Here is a 17,891-nt window from a genome sequence, read left to right on the forward strand (position 1 = left end):
GCTGAGACCGAGAGTTGGCACTCTCGTTCAATCAACCAAAGGAATCCCAACGACACCCCGAAGGACGCCGAATGGGGATATTGATACTTGGCACTGACTTTCGGCACGCTGTTGAGTTCTCAAGGAGCGGACGCGCACGTTCCCCGACCAATTTCTTGGCCGTTCTCCGTGGCGGTGATTTCCACTTTACACCAAGTTCCGCAGCGGGTGAACCTCGGGGGTTCTTCCGGCGGTTTCCCAGGCCTTGCGGCCCGGTCCGTTCTCGCTTGGTGCATGGAGAACAATACACGCCTGCAGAGGGGCTCTGCAGGGGGGTCCCCGGAGGGGTCTTCGACCGGTCCGGATGCGCTGCTGATCAGGGAGAACGCGGCTCAGGCCACCCCGCGGGGGCGGAACTGGACGCTCACGCGTGGACCGACGGGCTTGGTCGTCTTCGGGATGCAGTGCTCCCAGGTGCGCTGGCACGAACCGCCCATCACCACCAGGTCGCCGTGCCCGAGGGTGAAGCGCCGGCTCTCGCCGCCACCCCCCGGCCGCAGCAGGAGGGGCCGGGGGGAGCCGAACGAGACGATGGCGACCAACGTGTCCTCGGTGCGGCTGCGCCCGATGCGGTCGCCGTGCCAGGCGACGCTGTCGCGCCCGTCGCGGTACAGGCACATGCCCGCCGTCACGAACGGCTCGCCCAACTCCGGGCGGTAGTGCGTATCGAGGGCCGTGCGGGCCTCGGTGAGCACGGCGTGCGGCAACGCCTCACCCGCTCCGTACCAACGCAGCAACCGGGGGACGGTCACCTCGCGGTCGTACATCTGCCGGCGGTCCTCTCGCCAGCCGATGTCGCCCAGCAGGACGTCGAGCACGCTGTCGGATCCCTCGACCCAGCCGGGGAGGTGGTCGACCCAGGCACCACGGCTCAGCAGGTGCCGGGAGACCCGCCCCGCGAGCGGGGTGAGCGCAGCCTCCTCGGCCGCGTCCCAGATGGACGGCTGGTGCGCGAGCGACATGGAGGGAGGCTACTCCCCGTTTCGCACAGGTGTTCGAAACCCTGTGGACAACCCCGTCCTCGTCCTCCCCGCGGTGGAGGCATGAGGACGGGGTGCCCCCTCAGGCGCTGAGCGCGAGCACGAACGGCAGGACGGAGCCGGCCCCCGCCAGCCGCAGCTCCCGACCGGCGACGGTCATGGTCCAGCGCGAGTCGGCCAGGTCGTCGACGAGGAGCACCGGGGCGTCACCGAGCTCGGCCAGCCGGTCGCGGAGCTCCGGCCCGACCACGATGCGCTGCCAGACGCCCGCCAGCCGGAAGGCGCTGTTGCCGCCCGGCCCGCCGGTGGGGCCGCCGTGCGCCAGGTCGAGGGCCCCCAGGTAGGGCAGCCGCCCGAGCTGCGCCAGCCCCTGCCCCACACCCGTCACCAGCGCCGGCCGCCGCCGGGACGGCATCGCCACCACGCCGGCTGGGCGCTGCAACCAGTCCCAGGAGCCGAGCACCCGCGCGCAGGCCTTGAGCAGCTCCTCGTCCGGCGGTGCGTCGTTGGGCAGGCCGGGCCGCATCACCCGGTGGCTCACGTCGTAGGCGGCGTCCGGGTCTTCCTCGATCGAGGGCGCCTCGAGGTCCTCCGCCAGGCTGGCCACGCCACCGACGCCGTCGTCCCCCAGGAGGGTGCGCAGGCGCTGCCCCCAGCCCAGGTCGGTCAGCCGGGCCACGGCCCGACCCGTGGCGATCTGCTCACCCGCCGCGATCTTGCCCTTCACCTCGACGCCCAGCCGATCGGCGCCGGTGGGCCACTGCGCCCGCGGCGCGAGCTCCACGCCAGGACGGTCCAGCCGCGCGGAGGCTGCCTCGGCCGCCCCGGCCGGAACGTCGGTGGGGTACCAGGGGCCGGCGCAGACGTCGCAGCGCCCGCAGGGGGCGGCGGTCGGGTCGTCGAGGGCCGTCTGGAGGAAGGCCATCCGGCACTCGGCGGTGTCCACGGGCCGGGCGTAGCTGAGCATCGACCGCTGCTCGGCCTCCCGGGTGGCGGTGACCCGGGAGTACCGCTCGGCGTCATAGACCCACGGGACGCCGGTGGAACGCCAGCCGCCCTGCACCCGCTCGACCGCTCCGTCGACGGCGAGCACCTTGAGCAGCAGCTCGAGCCGGGAGCGGCGCACGTCGGCCACCGTCTCCAGGCGGGCCACCGACCACGCCTTGCCGTCGGCCATCGCGGTGAGGACGGCGGCGGCGTGGTCCTCCCGGGGCATGGAGGAGGTGGCGAACCACTGCCAGATCGCGATGTCCTCGGGGCCAGGCAGCAGCAGCACGTCGGCGTTGGCCACGGCGCGGCCGGCACGACCCACCTGCTGGTAGTAGCTCACCGGGGACGACGGTGCGCCCAGGTGGACGACGAAGCCCAGATCGGGCTTGTCGAAGCCCATCCCGAGCGCCGACGTGGCGACCAGGGCCTTCACCCGGTTCTCGCGCAGCGCCTCCTCGGCGTCCTTGCGGTCGGCGTCGTCGAGCCGCCCGGTGTAGGCGCGGACCTCGTGGCCGGCGTCGCGCAGCAGCGCGGCCGTCTCCTCGGCCGCGGCGACGGTGAGCGTGTAGACGATGCCGCTGCCCGGCAGGTCGCCGATGTGCGCCGACAGCCAGGCCAGCCGGGCGCGGTCGGTGTCCAGCCGCAGCACTCCCAGCCGCAGCGAGTCGCGGGCCAGCGGGCCGCGGACCGTGGTGACCTCGACCCCGCCGGCGCCGAGCTGCTCGGCGACGTCGGCGACCACCCGCTCGTTGGCCGTGGCGGTCGTCGCGAGCACCGGGGTGCCGGCGGGCAGCTGACCGAGCAGGTCTCGGATGCGTCGGTAGTCGGGGCGGAAGTCGTGCCCCCAGTCGGAGACGCAGTGCGCCTCGTCGACCACCAGCAGCCCGCAGCGCGCGACCAGGCTGGGCAGCTGCTCGTCCCGGAAGCGCGGGTTGGTCAGCCGCTCCGGGGAGACGAGCAGGACGTCGACGTCGTCGGCGGCGAGCCGGGCGTTGATGTCGTCCCACTCGGTCACGTTGGAGCTGGAGATCTCCACGGCCTTGATGCCCGCGCGTGCGGCCGCGGCCACCTGGTCGCGCATCAGCGCGAGCAGCGGGCTGACCAGCAGCGTGGGGCCGGCACCGCGGCGGCGCAGCAGGGCGGTGGAGACGAAGTAGACCGCGGACTTCCCCCAGCCGGTGCGCTGCACGACCAGCGCGCGCTGGTGCCGCTCGACGAGCGCGGTGACGGCGGCGTCCTGCCCCTCGCGGAAGACGGCGTCGGCGCGGCCGGTGAGCTCGCGCAGGACGCCGAGCGCCTCATCGGCCAGATCGGTCTCGACAGCGGTGCTCATGCCCCCGACCGTAGGCCGCGGCACCGACAACGGGGACCTGGGCGTGCGGTGGCTGTGGACGACCGGTTGGATGGGCTTCGATGCTGCCCCCGGACAACCACGTGCACTCCGAGTTCTCGTGGGACACCGGCCCACGAGCCTCGCTGCTGCGCGCCTGCGAGCGTGCCGTGGAGATCGGCCTCCCGGCCATCGCCTTCACCGAGCACCTGGACTTCACCGTCTGGGACGCCGCCGACCGCGCCACCGCCCAGGGGCTGACCGACCGCCACCCCGCCAACCAGTTGCCGATCGACGTCGACCTCTACGCCGAGACGATCTGGGAGGCCCGCCAGCGCTTCCCGACGCTTCGGGTCTGGTCCGGCGTCGAGGCCGGCGAACCGCACCTGTTCGGTGCCAGCGTCGCCGCCCATCTGGGCGCCTCCCCGGTCGACCGGGTGCTCGGCTCGCTGCACTCGCTGCCGGTCGACGGCCGGCTGATGGGCGTCAACCGGCTGCTGCACGCCCCGGGCGTCGACGTCGTCGCCACGATGCGCCGCTACCTCACCGAGATGGTCGCGATGATCGAGAGCAGCGACGTCTTCCAGGTGCTGGCCCACTGCGACTACCCCCGGCGCTACTGGCCCGGCGGCCGGGAGCAGTACCCGGAAGCCGTCTTCGAGGAGGAGTACCGGGCGGTGTTCCGGGCGCTGGCCGGCAGCGGCCGGGCCCTCGAGGTGAACACCACCAGCCCGCTGTGGTCGGTCGGGCTGCTCCGCTGGTACCGCGAGGAGGGCGGCGACGCCGTCAGCTTCGGCAGCGACGGCCACCAGCCGCACCTGGTCGGACAGCGGTTCGACCTGGCGGTCGACGTCGTCGAGCAGGCCGGCTTCCGCCCCGGCCGGGACCGCTTCGACTTCTGGCGCCGCTGAAGTCGCCCCCGGACGACGATCCGAGAACGGTGGGTGTCGATCCGGTCGTGGGCTGCCGATGAGGAGGACGTGACCGTTCCGGCTGGCCCAGAGGCCCCGACCGACGAGGACGACGCCGTCCCCTTCGGCCCGCAGACCGTCGTCCAGGAGGCGACCACCGCCGGTCTGGCCGCCATCGCCCGGCTGCACGAGGAGGCCCTGGCGGCGATCGCCGCGCTGGCCGAGAGCTGGGAACAGCCCGCCGACCCCGTCCGGGTGCTCCGCACGGCCGAGCGGCCGGCCGTCGTCCTCCGGCCCGGGAGCGCGGCCGCCGCCTGATTCGCGCGGAGGTACTTCACCGCTAAGGCAGTTCACCGCTAGGGTCACACAATGGCCCTCCCCCGTCGTGTCGTCATCGCCCTGGGCGGCAACGCGATGACCGGCGCCGACGGCTCCGCCACCCCACGCGCTCAGCGAGACGCCATCGCGGTGGCAGCCCGGCATGTGGCCGCCGTCGTCGCCACCGGGGCCGAGGTTGTCCTCACCCACGGCAACGGCCCCCAGGTCGGCAACCTGCTGGTCAAGAACGAGCTGGCCGCCCACGTGGTGCCACCGGTCCCGCTGGACTGGAACGTCGCCCAGACCCAGGCGACCATCGGCTTCACCTTCGCCGACGAGCTGGACGCCGCACTCGCCGCCCTCGGCTCGCCGCAGCGCACCGCGGCGCTGGTCACCCGCACCCTCGTCGACCCCGCCGACCCGGGGTTCGCGACGCCGTCCAAGCCGGTCGGCCGGCACCTGCCCCGCGAGGAGGCCCAGCGCTTCATCGACCTCGGGCAGAACTGGGAGGACCGCGGCGAGCGCGGCTGGCGACGGGTGGTCCCCTCGCCCGAGCCGCTGTCGGTGGTCGACGTCCCGGCCATCTCGGCGCTCAGCGCCGCCGGGTTCGTGGTCGTCTGCGCCGGCGGGGGCGGCGTCCCCGTGGTCCCGGGCGCCCGGGACGGCGATGCGCTGCTGGGCGTCGAGGCGGTCATCGACAAGGACCTCACCGCCGCACTGCTCGCCCGGGAACTGGGCGCGGACAGGCTGGTCATCGCCACCGACGTCCCGCACGTGATGGTCGACTTCGGCACCCCCTCGGCCCGGCCGCTCACCCGGGTCACCGTCGCCGAGATGCGGGCGCACGCCGACGCCGGCCAGTTCGCCCGCGGCAGCATGGGCCCCAAGGTCGAGGCCGCACTCCGGTTCGTGGCCGACCCCGGGACCGGCCGCCGGGGCGCACGCGCCGTCATCACCTCACTGACCTCCATCTCCGACGCCGTCGCCCGTGACGACGTCGGCACCGTCCTCACCGCACAGAAGGAGTAGCCATGCCCGCACCGATCGAGGTCCGCAAGGTCCCGCTGCACAACGTCAGCGACGCCTCCGAGCTCGCCAAGCTCATCGACGACGGCGTCATGGAGGCCGACCGGGTCATCGCCGTCATCGGCAAGACCGAGGGCAACGGCGGCGTCAACGACTACACCCGGATCATCGCCGACCGCGCGTTCCGCGAGGTGCTGATGGAGAAGGGCTCGCGGAGCAAGGAGGAGGTCGGGGAGATCCCGATCGTGTGGTCCGGCGGCACGGACGGCGTGATCAGCCCGCACGCCACCATCTTCGCCACGCTGCCCGAGGACTCGGTGGAGAAGACCGACGAGCCGCGGCTGACCGTCGGGTTCGCCATGAGCGAGGTGCTGCTGCCCGAGGACATCGGCCGGCTGACCATGGTGGAGAAGGTCGCCGAGGGCGTGCGCCGGGCCATGGCCGAGGCGGGCATCACCGACCCGGCCGACGTCCACTACGTGCAGACCAAGACGCCGCTGCTGACCATCGAGACGATCCGCGAGGCCAAGTCCCGCGGCCAGGAGACCTACTACGACGAGCCGCACGGCTCGATGGACCTCTCCAACGGGACGACGGCACTGGGCATCGCGCTGGCGCTCGGTGAGATCGAGATGCCGGAGCAGAAGCAGGTGATGCGCGACTTCGACCTGTTCAGCGCGGTCGCCTCCTGCTCCTCGGGCGTCGAGCTGGACCGGGCGCAGATCATCGTCGTCGGCAACGCCCGCGGGCACGGCGGCGACTACCGGATCGGCCACTCGGTGATGACCGACGCCCTCGACCAGGACGGCATCTGGAACGCCATCCGGGACGCCGGCCTCGAGCTGCCGGAGCGGCCGCACACCTCCGACCTGGACGGGAACCTGGTCAACGTCTTCCTCAAGTGCGAGGCCGACCCGACCGGTTACGTCCGCGGCCGGCGCAACGCGATGCTCGACGACTCCGACGTCTTCTGGCACCGGCAGATCAAGGCCACCGTCGGCGGCGTCGCCGCATCGGTGACCGGCGACCCGGCGGTGTTCGTGTCGGTGGCCGCGGTGCACCAGGGCCCCTCCGGCGGCGGCCCGGTCGCCGCCATCGTCAAGGCCTGAGCGGGGGCGGCGCCGGCCGGGCCAGGCCCGGCCGGCGCTGCCTCAGGCGACGGTGGTCTCCAGGGTGACCGGGACGTTGCCGCGGGTGGCGTTGGAGTAGGGGCAGACCTGGTGGGCGGCCTCCACGAGCTGCGCCGCGGTCGCCTGGTCGACGCCGCCGAGCTCGACGTGCAGCGCGACCTCGAGGCCGAAGCCCCCGGCGTCGTTCGGGCCGATGCCGACCTCGGCGGTGACGCCGGCGTCACTGATCGGGGCCTTCTGCTTGCGGGCCACCATCTTCAGCGCGGACAGGAAACAGGCGGCGTAGCCGGCGGCGAACAGCTGCTCGGGGTTGGTGGCCCCGCCCTCGCCACCCATCTCCTCCGGGGTGGCCAGGTCCAGGTCGATCAGACCGTCGGAGGAGCGGGTGTGGCCGTTGCGGCCGTCACCGGTGGCGGTGGCGACGGCGGTGTAGACGCTGGACATGAGCGGTCCTCCAGGTGGTCGGGTACGACACCTCCGTGTACCCGCCGGGTCGGCCGCACGCCTGCGCGCGACGCCGATCTCGCTCACACCCGGGGTGCACCCGACTGAGCAGTGGGTTGGCTACCTTGATCGCTGCGCCGGCCCGGGGGGAGGCCGGACGGACGAGGAGCTGCTGCTTTGACGAGGTCGCAACGCCTGCAACGGGCGCTGCCCGCCGGGGTGCTGGCCGTCGTCACGGTGACCGACGTCCTCAGTGGGCCGGAGCAGGTCATCCTGGGCCTGGTCGTCATGTCCCCACTGCTCGCGGCGACGACGCTGGGCCGGCGGGCGACGGTCGGCTACGCCGTCCTGGCGCTCGTCCTGGCAGCGCTGCTGGGCACGTACGACGAGCAGTACACCGCGAGCACGCTGGTCCCCCAGACCGTCAGGTTGCTGGCGGTGGCGATCGGCGGCGTCCTGGCCGTGGGCGCCTGCACGCTCCGGCAGCGCCGCGAGGCCCAGCTGGCCCGGCTGAGCGCCCAGGCGGCCACCACCCAGGCGGCGCTCCAGATGGCCGAGGCGCTGCAACTGAACCTGCTCGGCCCACCGCCCCAGGTGGTGGGCCTGGAGTCGGCCGTGCGCTACCTGCCGGCCAGCCAGCACACCCAGGTCGGGGGCGACTGGTACGACGCCTTCTCCCTCCCCGACGGGAGCACCATGCTGGTCATCGGGGACGTCGCCGGGCACGACGCCCCCGTGGCTGCGAGCATGGCCCAGACGCGGGCGATGCTCCAGGCGATCGCCCACGGTTCGACGGGCTCCCCGGCGGAGGTGCTACGGGCCCTGGACGAGGTGCTCGCCGCGCTGCAGCTGTACACCCTGGTCACGGTGCTGGTGGCCCGGATCGACGCGCGGGCGCCCGATGCCGCCGACGGCACTCGGCTGCTCCGGTGGTCCAACGCCGGCCACCCGCCGCCGGTGCTGGCGCAGGCCGACGGCGGGGTCACGCTGCTCGATCGCCCCCCGGAGAGCCTGCTGGGCATCGCACCCGGCTCCCCGCGGACCGATCACACGATGCGGCTGAGCCCGGGGGACACACTGCTCCTCTACACCGACGGACTCGTCGAGCGACGCGGGTCGCCGCTCGACGACGGCTTCGCCTGGCTGGTCGATGAGCTGGCCCGGACCGGCCGCGACCCCCTCGACCGGCTCTGCGACGACCTGCTGGGCGAGCTGGGTGGGCGGGTCGACGACGATGTGGCGCTGCTCGCCGTCCGTCTCCCCGACTGATCCGAACCCGGCGGATCAGGCCGCGCGTCCGCGACCTGCGGCCTTGACCTCGGCGGCGTAGCGGTCGACGTACTCGGCTCCGGACAGCCGCTGCAGCTCGGCCATGACCTGGTCGGTGACGTCGCGCAGCGCCGCCCCGTCGTCGGCCGGCCCCGGGTGGTCGGAGAAGTCCAGCGGTTCACCGATCCGGACGACCACCCGGCCGGGCCGGGGCAGCCGGGCGCCCGGGGGCATCAGGGCGCGGCTGCCGATCACGGCGATCGGCACGACCGGGGCCCCGGTGGTCAGCGCCAGCCGCGCCACCCCGGTCTTGCCGCGGTGCAGCCGACCGTCGGGTGACCGGGTGCCCTCGGGGTAGATGCCGAGCACCCCACCGCCGGCGAGCACCTCCCGGCCGCGCCGCAGCGCGGCCTCGGCGGCCGTGGCCCCGCCGCGGTCCAGCGGGACCATGCCGATGCTCTCCAGGAGCAGGCGCATCCCCCGGCCCAGCAGCCCGGGCCGGGTGAAGTACTCGCTCTTGGCCAGGTAGGTCACCCGGCGGCGGGTGAGCACCGGGGGGAAGAACTGGTCGAGGGTCGAGGGGTGGTTGCCGGCCAGGATCACCGGCCCGGTCGCCGGGAGGTGGTCCGCCCCCTCGACCCGCGGCCGGAACAGGCCCCAGATCAACGGCCGCGCGAGGCCGCGCACGATCGGGTAGGCGTCCACGGTCACCGCTCGTCCGGAGCCCGGCCGGCATGGTCGACCAACTGCGCGGCGCTCTCCGGCTGGCCGTGCGTCCGGGCGCAGGACGCGCAGCAGAAGAAGACGCCGTCGGCCTCGACCCCGTGCCCGACCACCTTCACCCCGCAGTGCTCGCACACCGGTGCGAGCGCGTGGATCGCGCACTCGAAGCTGTCGAAGGTGTGCACCGCTCCGGCGGCGTGCACCTCGAAGCTGAGCCGGTAGTCGTTCCCGCAGACCTCGCAGCTGGCCATGGCCCCACCCTCCGTCTCCGGGTGACCGGGTCCGGTCACGTGCGGTTCGACCTACCCGAGGACGCCGTGGGGTAACGGCGGGTACCGGTTCGTCAGCGCTCGGTGCGGGACTGCTCGGTGCAGATCTGCTCGGGGCCGGGCACGTAGCCGACCTGGAGCCCGTCGACGGCCGGACCGCTCCGCAGCCGGACGCCGGCGACCCCGGCACACAGCAGGGCCGCCGCGGCGCACGTCTCGATCAGCTCCTCGGCGTGGGAGACCAGCACGTACAGCGCGCCGTCCCCCACGGAGTCCAGCACCAGCCCGCCGGCGGACTCCAGGCCGACGGCGGCCGCGAGCAAGGCCGCCACGCCCAGCAACATCCACCGGCGCGACGACGGCGGCAGCCGGCGGGCCGCCACGACCGTGACGGCCGCCAGGCCGGCGGCCAGCACGAGTCCGGGCAGCACCCAGGCGAAGTGCAGGCCACCCTCCCCCGCGCCCAGCGCACGCCCCAGCGGCTCCAGCTGCTCGTGCAGCGCCAGCAGGTCGTCGACGGAGAGCAGGACCAGCGACCCGGCGGTCAGCAGCCACGGCCAGGCGGCCCGGCCGGCCCGGTGCGCCAGCACGGCCACCCCGGCGTGCAGGGCCGCACCCACGGTCAGCAGCGCGCCGTTGAACCAGGTGTGCAGGCTGCCCTCGGCGCGGACGTCGAGCAGCTGGACCACCGGGGACGACGGGTCGCGCAGCAGGTCCCACGGGATGATCCGCAGCAGCACCAGGCTGAGCCCGGCCAGCAGGCAGCCGATCGCGGCGAGGGGCCAGAAGACCGCGAACGCTCGCCGGTCCGTTGCGGTCCGGCCACCTGACGTCCATCTGGCGTTCCGCACCCGGGCACGCTAGCCCACTGGTTGGCATCCCCAAGGATCAGGCGGCGCGGGACTCCTGGGCCAGCGCGGCGAGCGCCTGCTCGAAGCAGGCCTGCGGCGGCTGCACGAGCCCGGCGCCGACCTGGCCGGTGCCGGCGATCCGGCCGGCCATGCCGGTGTTGATCTGCGGCAGCCAGCCGGTGCGGGCGACCTGGAGGACGTCGATGCCGGTCGGGGAGCCGCGGAAGCCCATGATCGGGATCTGCATCGCCGGGTTCTCGGCCAGGGTGAGCTGGTACATCCGCTCGGTGGTCGCCAGGGCGTCGGGGACGGTGCCGCCGACGAACCGGACGATCGCGGGCGCCGCGGCCATGGAGAACCCGCCGACGCCGTAGGCCTCCATGATCGCTGAGTCGCCGATGTCGGGGTTGGCGTCCTCGGGGCCGTAGTCGCCGAGGTAGAGCCCGACCGGGGTGTTGGCCGGGGCGGTGAACCAGCGGTCGCCGGTGCCGGCGGTCTGGATGCCGAACTCGGTGCCGTTGCGGGACAGCACGGTGACCATCGACGAGCCGGGGACGTCGCGGGCGGCGTCCATCGCCAGCTTCGCCGTCGGCATGCCGAGGTTCAGGTAGAAGTGCTCGTTGCCGCCGATGAAGCGCAGCACGTCGGCGATGTCCTGGGCCGGCGCGTCCACGCCGACGATGGACGGAGACAGCTCGCGCAGCGCCATCAGCGAGCCGGCGCGGTTGCGGTTGTGCCCCTCGTCGCCCATCTGCAGCATCTGGGCGAGGATCGCCTTCACGTCCAGCGGCTCCGGCCGGCTGCGGACGGCGCGCTGGAGCACCGGGCCGAGCACGTCGCGCATCCAGGCCAGCCGGGTGAGCACCTCGTCGTTGTAGGCGCCCATCCGCAGCACCTTGCCCAGCCCCTCGTTGAGGTTGCACCAGGCCTGCCCGCCGTTGGCCGGGTCCTCCAGGCACCACATCCACATCGACGGGCTGGTCACCCCGGCCATCGGGCCGACCGTGCGGTGGTGGTGGCAGGGGTCGAGGGCGATCTCGCCGGCGGCCAGGATGCGCTCGGCGTCGGCGACGTCGGTCGCCCAGCCCTCGAAGACGCAGGCGCCGATGAGCGCGCCGCGCATCGGGCCGGAGGCGGTCTCCCAGGTGAGCGGCGGCCCGGAGTGCAGCAGCATCCGGTCGGGCAGGTCGAGCACCTCGCGGGCCGGCCGGACGTCGACCAGCAGCGAGCCCGCGGCCAGCACCCGCTCGACGGCGACCCGGTTGGCGGCCGCCCGGCGCGGGTCGAGCGCGAGCTGGGTGAGGTCGTCGGCGCTGCCGAAGCCCGGCGGGCGCCAGTCTACGTCGGTGACGCTCGCGCCCTGCTGCCGGAGCGCGGTGGAGAAGACCTCGACGCCGGCGGCGACGATGGACGGCGGGGCGGACAGCAGTCCGCCGAGGGGCTCACTCATGGCCGTCTCCGATCAGGCTGAGGGCGTAGCGGGTGGCGGCCGCGTTGGAGGCGAAGACCGCAGCGCCGGCCTCGGCGAGGGCGTCGGCCTGCCGGGACCAGCCCTGCGGGTCGCCCTCGGTGCCGACCAGCGCCACCACGGTGGGCAGGCCGGCCGACCGCAGGGCCGGCACCAGGGCGCCGGCCGGGTCGGGGTCGGCCCCGTGGCCGAGGACGACGTCGAGCAGCAGGACGGCGGGCTCCCCGCCGGCGGCGAGGCCGGCGATCGCCTCCAGCCGCAGCGTCGGGTCGATCATCGGGTGCGCGCGGCCCACGGTGAGCGCGTCGTCACCGAAGTCGATCACCACGTGGCCGCGGGCGGCCAGGTCGGTGCCGAGGTCGAGCTCGGGGCGCAGCGGGGTGTTGGAACGGATGTCGCCCAGGGCCGGGGCGGCGATCAGCATGGTCTCGTCGGCGAGGGTGCCGCCGGAGTAGAAGCCCTTGAGGACGGCGCCGTCCGGCACCGCGTCCGCGGTCCCGGGCCGGGAGGGCCACTCGGGGACGGCGACGCCCAGGTCACCGAGCAGCGCCTCGACGGCCGCGGTGAGGTCGGGCTGCTCGGGGCTGAGCGCAGCGGAGCGGACCGGGACGCCCAGTCCGCGGGCCACCTCGGCGACCCGGGCGGCGACCGACGGAGCCGGGGGCTTGGAGACCAGCAGCACCCGCTCGGTGGCCGGGTCGGCGTCCAGCGCCGCCAGCGCATCGAGGGTGGCCAGCCCGCCGACGGCCTCGGAGAGGTCGCGACCGCCGACGCCGAGCACGTGCGAGACGCCGACCCCGGCCGCGTCGAGCAGGCAGCTGACCTGCTGGGCGCCGGTGCCCGAGGCCGCGACCAGGCCGACCGGACCGCGGCGGACGACGTTGGCGAAACCGAGGGCGACACCGGAGACGATCGCCGTCCCGCAGTCGGGGCCCATGACCAGCACCCCGGCGTCGTGCGCGGCGCGCTTGAGCGCGACCTCGTGCTCGACCGGCACGCCGTCGCTGAAGATGAGCACCGACCGGCCGGCCGCGATGGCATCGGCGGCCTCGGCTACCGCGTACTGCCCGGGCACGCTGATGATCGCCAGCGTCGGGTCGGGGGCGCCGTCCAGGCCGGCGCCGATCGTGCGGGGCGGGATGGTCTGCGCCTCGCCCCGGTCGGCGCGGGCGGTGAGCGCGGCGTCGACGGCGGCGACCGCAGCGGCCAGCTCGGCGTCGTCCGTGGCGGTCAGCGCGATGAGCAGCTGGTCGGGCTTGGCCTCGCCGTCGGGCGCCACGCCCATGCCGGCGGCGAGCTCGAGGTTCAGCGGCGTGGCCATCGCGACGACGACGGTGTGCACGCCGGGGCGGTCACCGATCTCGCGACTGACCTGCATGAGCCGGACGGAGTCGGCGTAGACGCCGCTGCGCAGGGAGACGTGCCGGACTGGACTGTCGCTCACCTGGCGGGACGCTACCCGAGAAAGTCTCTCAGCGGTGAAGTACTTGGGCAGTCGATCGGGCAATAAAGATTTAGCACTGAGGTACTTCCGTGTCCCCGGATCCGGTGACACAGTTGCGCCTTCCCCACCCCGTAGGTCCGCACCCGGAGGTGACCCGCACCCGGTGAAGCCCGCTCCGTTCGGCTATGTCGATCCGACCTCGGTCGACGAGGTGCTCGACGTCCTGACCAGCGAGGGCGAGGGCGCGAAGGTGCTCGCCGGCGGGCAGTCACTGCTGCCGCTGCTGTCGATGCGACTGGCCGCGCCCACCACCCTCGTCGACATCAACCGGGTGCCCGGCCTGGACCAGATCTCCGCCGGCCGCGACGGGGTGCGGGTGGGGGCGCTGGTCCGGCACGCCCAGCTGCTCGCCTCGTCCGAGGCGGCCGACGTGCAGCCGCTGCTCGGCCGGGCGACGGCGAACGTCGCCCACCCGGCCATCCGCAACCGGGGGACGACGGTGGGCTCGATCGCGCACGCCGACCCCTCGGGCGAGATGACCGCGGTGCTGGCCCTGACGGACGGTTCCGTCACGGTCGCGACGCCCGACGGGCGCGAGACGATCGGCTGGGGCGACTTCTTCCTCGGGCCGCTGGAGACCTCGGTGCACGGGCCGGCCGTCGTCCTCGACGCCTTCTTCCCGGCGCTGCCGGAGCGGTCGGGCACCGCATTCGCCGAGATCGCCCGACGCAAGGGCGACTACGCGGTCTGCGGGGCGGGCGTCGTCGTCACGCTGGACGCCGACCGGCGAGTCAGCTCCGCCCGGGCGGCCTACCTCTCCGTCGGGCTGGTCCCCGAGGTGCACGACCTGACCGACGCCGTCGTCGGCCAGCCGGTCGACACCGCCGACTGGACGGCGGCGGGTGAGCTGGCCCGCGGCCTGGTCGATCCGGACGGCGACCTGCACGCCAGCGCGGACTACCGGCGGCTGCTGGTCGCGACCCTCACCGCCCGCACGCTGGCCGACGCCGGCGCCGAAGCAGCCAGGAGGACCGCGTGACCGAGGTTCGTACCGAGCGGTCGATCTCCGTGGTCGTCAACGGTGTTCCACGTGAAGCGACCGTGCCGGTGCGCTGGCTGCTGTCGGACGCGCTGCGGCACGAGTTCGGGCTGACGGGCACGCACGTGGGCTGCGAGCACGGCGTCTGCGGCTCGTGCACGGTGCTGGTCGACGGGCAGCCGACCCGCTCGTGCCTGGTGCTCGCGGTACAGGTCGACGGCCGCGAGGTGACCACGGTCGAGGGGCTGTCCCGGTCGGACCACCAGGGCGGGCAGGTGCTGCACCCGATCCAGGAGGCGTTCCGGGAGTGCCACGCGCTGCAGTGCGGCTTCTGCACCCCGGGCTTCCTGACCACGATCGCCGCCGGCCTGGACGCCCGCGACCCGTCGGTGGAGATCACCGAGGAGGAGGTCGACGAGCTGGTCGGCGGCAACCTGTGCCGCTGCACCGGCTACGCCAACATCAAGAAGGCCTGCCGGCACGCAGCAGCGACCATGCGCGACGAGGCCGCCCGATGACCACCAAAATGGCCATTCTGGTGGTCGTGGGGAGGACGGCCCGGTGACGACCAAGTTCTTCGGGGAGCCGGTGCGCCGGCGGGAGGACGCCCGGCTGATCATCGGCCAGGGTCGCTACCTCGACGACATCGGCTCCGGCGCCTATGCGGCGGCGTTCGTCCGCAGCCCGTACGCGCACGCCCGGGTGCTGGACATCGACGTCAGCGCGGCGATGGACGTCGAGGGCCTGCTGGCGATCTACACCTACGAGGACCTCACCGGCCCGCTGGCCGAGCCGCTGCCGGTGCTCATCCCGCACCCGCAGCTCACCGCGCCGCGCACCGGCTACCCGCTGGTGAAGGACGTCGCCCAGCACGTGGGCGAGCCGATCGTGATGGTGGTGGCCACCGACCGGTACATCGCCGAGGACGCCGCCGGGCTGATCGAGATCAGCTACGAGGAGCTGCCCGTCGTGGTGGGCGTCGACGCGGCCGAGGCCGCCGAGCACACCGTGCACGACGACGTCCCGGACAACATCGCCGCCCGGCACCACCAGGAGACCGGCGACGTCGAGGCGGCGCTGGCCGCCAGCGCGCACACGTTCTCCTTCACGCAGTACTTCGAGCGCAGCGCCTCCATGCCCATGGAGGGCAAGGGCGTACACGCCCGCTGGGACGACGCCGACTCCTCGCTGCGGGTCTACTCCTCCACCCAGGCGTCGACGTCGGTGCGCGCGGCGATCGCGGCCAAGCTCGAGCTGTCGATGGAGAAGGTCGAGGTCATCGCACCCGACGTCGGCGGCGGCTTCGGCGTGAAGATCGTGCACCCGTGGCCGGAGGAGCTGCTCGTGCCGATGGCCGCGCGGCGGCTGGGCCACGAGGTGAAGTGGACCGAGGACCGGCGCGAGCACTTCATCTCCAGCGCCCACGAGCGGCAGCAGCGGCAGGAGATCACCGTCGGGTACGACGACGACGGGCGGATCACGGCCCTCGACGTCCTCGTCTGGCACGACAACGGCGCGTACACGCCCTACGGGATCATCGTGCCGATCAACACGGCCACCCAGCTGTGCGGCCCGTACGACATCCCGGTGTACCGGGCCCGGGTCAACAGCGTCTACACGAACACCGTGATCGTCACGCCGTACCGCGGGGCCGGCCGGCCGCAGGGCACCTTCGCGATGGAACGCACGATGGACCGGATCGCCCAGGAGCGCGGCATCGATCGCGCGCTGGTCCGGGAGCGGAACCTGATTCAGCCCGACCAGTTCCCCTACGACTGGGGCCTGACGTTCCAGGACGGCCGGCCGCTGATCTACGACTCCGGCGACTACCCGGCGATGATGGCCAAGCTCAAGGTGCTGGTCGACTGGGACGGCTTCGCCGCGCGCCGGGCCGAGGCCGAGGCGCGCGGGAAGCTGCTGGGCATCGGGATGGCGCCCTACGTCGAGGGCACCGGGCCCGGGCCGTACGAGGGCGCGCACGTGCAGGTGCTGGGCAGCGGCAAGGTGCTGGTCTCCACCGGGCTGACCTCGCAGGGCCAGGGGCACGAGACGGTGTTCGCTCAGCTGGCGGCCGCGGAGCTCGGCGTCCCGCTGGAGGACGTCGTGGTCACCACCGGCGACACCCGGCGGTTCGGGTACGCGGTCGGGACGTTCGCCTCCCGGGCCGCGGTGGTGAGCGGCAACGCCGTCGCGCTGGCGGCTCGCGGGGTCAAGGAGAAGGCGCTGCGGATCGCCGCCGAGGTGCTGGAGGCCGACCCGGCCGACCTGGAGATCGACGAGGGCCTGGTCCAGGTGAAGGGGACGCCGGGCGCCTCGATCCCGCTGCGCACGGTCGCCGTCCTGTCCAACCCGCTGCGGTACGCCTTCGACGAGGCGGCGCGGCAGGCGACCCAGTTCTCCGGGCCGGGCGACGACTCCAAGCCGCCGGTGGCGGTCGGGGACGCACCGGGCCTGGAGCACACCGACTACTACTCCCCGCTGCGCTCGACCTTCGCCTCCGGCGCGCACGCCGTGGTCGTGGAGATCGACCCGGCGACGTGGGAGATCGCGATCGAGCAGTACGCGGTGGTGCACGACTGCGGCACGATCATCAACCCGATGATCGTCGAGGGGCAGGTGCACGGCGGCGTCGCGCAGGGCGTGGGCGGGGCGCTGTACGAGCGGATGGCCTACGACCGCGACGGTCAGCTGACCAACGCCTCGTTCATGGACTTCCTGATGCCGTACTCCTCCGAGGTGCCCGACGTCGACATCGACCACCAGTCGACGCCGTCGCCGCTGAACGAGCTGGGCATCAAGGGCGCCGGTGAGGCCGGCGTCATCCCCGGCTCGGCGGCGATCGCCTCGGCGATCGAGGACGCGGTGGGACGGCGGATCGCGGCGATGCCGATCTCCCCCACCGAGCTGTACGACCTGGTGCGCTCGGACGCCGAGCGCGTGACCAACTCTTCCCCCCACGACTCTGGAGCGATGGCGTGAACCTCGACGGCAGTGCGGTCCTCTCGGCGGCCCCGGAGCAGGTCTGGGCGGTGATCACCGACCCGGCGGTGCTGGCGCGGACGATCCCTGGCTGCGAGTCGCTGCAGCAGGTCGGCGAGGACAGCTACACGATCGTCGTCTCGGCCGGGGTGGGCGCGATCCGCGGGAAGTACGCGGGCGAAGTGCGGCTGTCTGACCTCTCGTTCCCGAAGTCGTACGTCATGCACGCCTCCGGTTCGGGTGGGCCGGGGTCGGTGCGGGCGACGGTGCAGATCAACCTGGCGCCCTCCGGTGACGGCACGGAGCTGACGTACTCGGCGGACGCTGTGGTCGGTGGCGCGGTCGCGGGTGTGGGGCAGCGGATGATCACCGGCGTCGCCAAGAAGATGGCCGGGCAGTTCTTCTCCGCGGTGGACAAGGAACTGGTGGAGCCGAACGTGGTGGCCGACGTCATCCCGATCGCCGCAGACGTTCCCGCGGGAACGCCCGCGGCACCCGCGCCACAGCAGTACGCCAGCATCGCCGGGCACCACCAGGCGACCGGCGGCTGGGTGCCGGCCGAGGCGAGGCCCCTGCTGGTCGGCGCCGCCGGCGGCGGCCTCCTCACTCTGCTCGGCGTCTGGATCGGCTACCTCCTCGGCCGCCGCGGCTAGTCGCCCGCCAGTGCCGTGTCGCGATGCG

General features: G+C 73.5%; 17 protein-coding genes. 9 read left to right on the forward strand and 8 right to left on the reverse strand.

The features are described from left to right. Window positions 1–371: 371 nt before the first annotated feature. Complete coding sequence (locus O2V63_RS12730) at window positions 372–1,001, reverse strand: alpha-ketoglutarate-dependent dioxygenase AlkB (RefSeq protein ID WP_269167913.1); 630 nt, start codon at window positions 999–1,001, stop codon at window positions 372–374. A gap of 100 nt (window positions 1,002–1,101) precedes the next feature. Then, on the reverse strand, window positions 1,102–3,342 hold the full coding sequence (locus O2V63_RS12735) for a RecQ family ATP-dependent DNA helicase (protein WP_269167914.1): 2,241 nt from the start codon (window positions 3,340–3,342) through the stop codon (window positions 1,102–1,104). 80 nt (window positions 3,343–3,422) lie between these two features. Here O2V63_RS12735 and O2V63_RS12740 point away from each other — a divergent pair, with 80 nt between their 5' ends. The 4 genes from O2V63_RS12740 (at window position 3,423) to O2V63_RS12755 (ending at window position 6,703) form a co-directional block, all read left to right on the forward strand. Continuing rightward, the gene (locus tag O2V63_RS12740) at window positions 3,423–4,250 is read left to right on the forward strand and encodes a PHP domain-containing protein (RefSeq protein ID WP_036335415.1); all 828 of its coding nucleotides are present in this window, start codon (window positions 3,423–3,425) and stop codon (window positions 4,248–4,250) included. A 69-nt stretch (window positions 4,251–4,319) separates the two neighbouring features. After that, window positions 4,320–4,568 (forward strand): hypothetical protein, encoded by a 249-nt coding sequence (locus O2V63_RS12745; RefSeq protein ID WP_269167915.1) that lies wholly within the window; start codon window positions 4,320–4,322, stop codon window positions 4,566–4,568. 51 nt (window positions 4,569–4,619) lie between these two features. Beyond that, window positions 4,620–5,597: a carbamate kinase gene (locus tag O2V63_RS12750; RefSeq protein ID WP_269167916.1), complete on the forward strand. Its 978-nt coding sequence runs from the start codon at window positions 4,620–4,622 to the stop codon at window positions 5,595–5,597. A 2-nt stretch (window positions 5,598–5,599) separates the two neighbouring features. Next, window positions 5,600–6,703 (forward strand): ring-opening amidohydrolase, encoded by a 1,104-nt coding sequence (locus O2V63_RS12755; protein ID WP_036335418.1) that lies wholly within the window; start codon window positions 5,600–5,602, stop codon window positions 6,701–6,703. 42 nt (window positions 6,704–6,745) lie between these two features. Here O2V63_RS12755 and O2V63_RS12760 read toward each other — a convergent pair whose 3' ends face one another. Further along, complete coding sequence (locus O2V63_RS12760) at window positions 6,746–7,168, reverse strand: organic hydroperoxide resistance protein (protein WP_269167917.1); 423 nt, start codon at window positions 7,166–7,168, stop codon at window positions 6,746–6,748. Window positions 7,169–7,345: 177 nt separating this feature from the next. Here O2V63_RS12760 and O2V63_RS12765 point away from each other — a divergent pair, with 177 nt between their 5' ends. Next, entirely contained in the window at window positions 7,346–8,437 is a 1,092-nt protein-coding gene (locus tag O2V63_RS12765) for a PP2C family protein-serine/threonine phosphatase (protein WP_269167918.1), read from the forward strand. A gap of 15 nt (window positions 8,438–8,452) precedes the next feature. Here O2V63_RS12765 and O2V63_RS12770 read toward each other — a convergent pair whose 3' ends face one another. The 5 genes from O2V63_RS12770 to O2V63_RS12790 form a co-directional block, all read right to left on the reverse strand. Continuing rightward, entirely contained in the window at window positions 8,453–9,148 is a 696-nt protein-coding gene (locus tag O2V63_RS12770; RefSeq protein WP_269167919.1) for a lysophospholipid acyltransferase family protein, read from the reverse strand. Beyond that, window positions 9,145–9,411 carry a hypothetical protein gene (locus O2V63_RS12775; RefSeq protein ID WP_269167920.1) on the reverse strand — a complete coding sequence of 89 codons (267 nt, stop codon included), beginning with the start codon at window positions 9,409–9,411 and terminating at the stop codon, window positions 9,145–9,147. The genes O2V63_RS12770 and O2V63_RS12775 overlap by 4 nt, the downstream gene beginning before the upstream one ends. 92 nt (window positions 9,412–9,503) lie before the next feature. Continuing rightward, window positions 9,504–10,280, reverse strand: coding sequence for a hypothetical protein (locus O2V63_RS12780; RefSeq protein ID WP_269167921.1), 777 nt, complete (start codon window positions 10,278–10,280; stop codon window positions 9,504–9,506). A gap of 37 nt (window positions 10,281–10,317) precedes the next feature. Beyond that, window positions 10,318–11,730 carry a DUF1116 domain-containing protein gene (locus O2V63_RS12785; protein WP_269167922.1) on the reverse strand — a complete coding sequence of 471 codons (1,413 nt, stop codon included), beginning with the start codon at window positions 11,728–11,730 and terminating at the stop codon, window positions 10,318–10,320. Further along, window positions 11,723–13,192: an FdrA family protein gene (locus tag O2V63_RS12790; RefSeq protein WP_269167923.1), complete on the reverse strand. Its 1,470-nt coding sequence runs from the start codon at window positions 13,190–13,192 to the stop codon at window positions 11,723–11,725. Before O2V63_RS12790 ends, O2V63_RS12785 begins: the two co-directional genes overlap by 8 nt. 163 nt (window positions 13,193–13,355) lie before the next feature. Between O2V63_RS12790 and O2V63_RS12795 the strand changes: the two genes are divergently transcribed. The 4 genes from O2V63_RS12795 to O2V63_RS12810 are packed head-to-tail and all read left to right on the forward strand — an operon-like array spanning window position 13,356 to window position 17,863. Further along, window positions 13,356–14,231, forward strand: a complete 876-nt coding sequence (locus tag O2V63_RS12795; protein WP_269167924.1) for an FAD binding domain-containing protein — start codon at window positions 13,356–13,358, stop codon at window positions 14,229–14,231. Then, window positions 14,228–14,749 carry a (2Fe-2S)-binding protein gene (locus O2V63_RS12800; protein WP_269167925.1) on the forward strand — a complete coding sequence of 174 codons (522 nt, stop codon included), beginning with the start codon at window positions 14,228–14,230 and terminating at the stop codon, window positions 14,747–14,749. Before O2V63_RS12795 ends, O2V63_RS12800 begins: the two co-directional genes overlap by 4 nt. 43 nt (window positions 14,750–14,792) lie before the next feature. Then, window positions 14,793–17,210, forward strand: coding sequence for an aerobic carbon-monoxide dehydrogenase large subunit (cutA, locus tag O2V63_RS12805; protein ID WP_269167926.1), 2,418 nt, complete (start codon window positions 14,793–14,795; stop codon window positions 17,208–17,210). After that, window positions 17,207–17,863: an SRPBCC family protein gene (locus O2V63_RS12810; protein ID WP_269167927.1), complete on the forward strand. Its 657-nt coding sequence runs from the start codon at window positions 17,207–17,209 to the stop codon at window positions 17,861–17,863. Before cutA ends, O2V63_RS12810 begins: the two co-directional genes overlap by 4 nt. The last annotated feature ends 28 nt before the right edge of the window (window positions 17,864–17,891 follow it).

The organism is Modestobacter sp. VKM Ac-2977 (genome assembly GCF_026968045.1).
GTDB lineage: Bacteria > Actinomycetota > Actinomycetes > Mycobacteriales > Geodermatophilaceae > Modestobacter.

Excerpts from the sequence above, each read along its gene's own strand:
- O2V63_RS12785 (WP_269167922.1), bottom strand. The coding sequence starts at position 11,730 with ATGAGTGAGCCCCTCGGCGGACTGCTGTCCGCCCCGCCGTCCATCGTC.
- O2V63_RS12730 (WP_269167913.1), bottom strand. The coding sequence starts at position 1,001 with ATGTCGCTCGCGCACCAGCCGTCCATCTGGGACGCGGCCGAGGAGGCT.
- O2V63_RS12775 (WP_269167920.1), bottom strand. The coding sequence starts at position 9,411 with ATGGCCAGCTGCGAGGTCTGCGGGAACGACTACCGGCTCAGCTTCGAG.
- O2V63_RS12760 (WP_269167917.1), bottom strand. The coding sequence starts at position 7,168 with ATGTCCAGCGTCTACACCGCCGTCGCCACCGCCACCGGTGACGGCCGC.
- O2V63_RS12735 (WP_269167914.1), bottom strand. The coding sequence starts at position 3,342 with ATGAGCACCGCTGTCGAGACCGATCTGGCCGATGAGGCGCTCGGCGTC.
- O2V63_RS12750 (WP_269167916.1), top strand. The coding sequence starts at position 4,620 with ATGGCCCTCCCCCGTCGTGTCGTCATCGCCCTGGGCGGCAACGCGATG.
- O2V63_RS12740 (WP_036335415.1), top strand. The coding sequence starts at position 3,423 with ATGCTGCCCCCGGACAACCACGTGCACTCCGAGTTCTCGTGGGACACC.
- O2V63_RS12755 (WP_036335418.1), top strand. The coding sequence starts at position 5,600 with ATGCCCGCACCGATCGAGGTCCGCAAGGTCCCGCTGCACAACGTCAGC.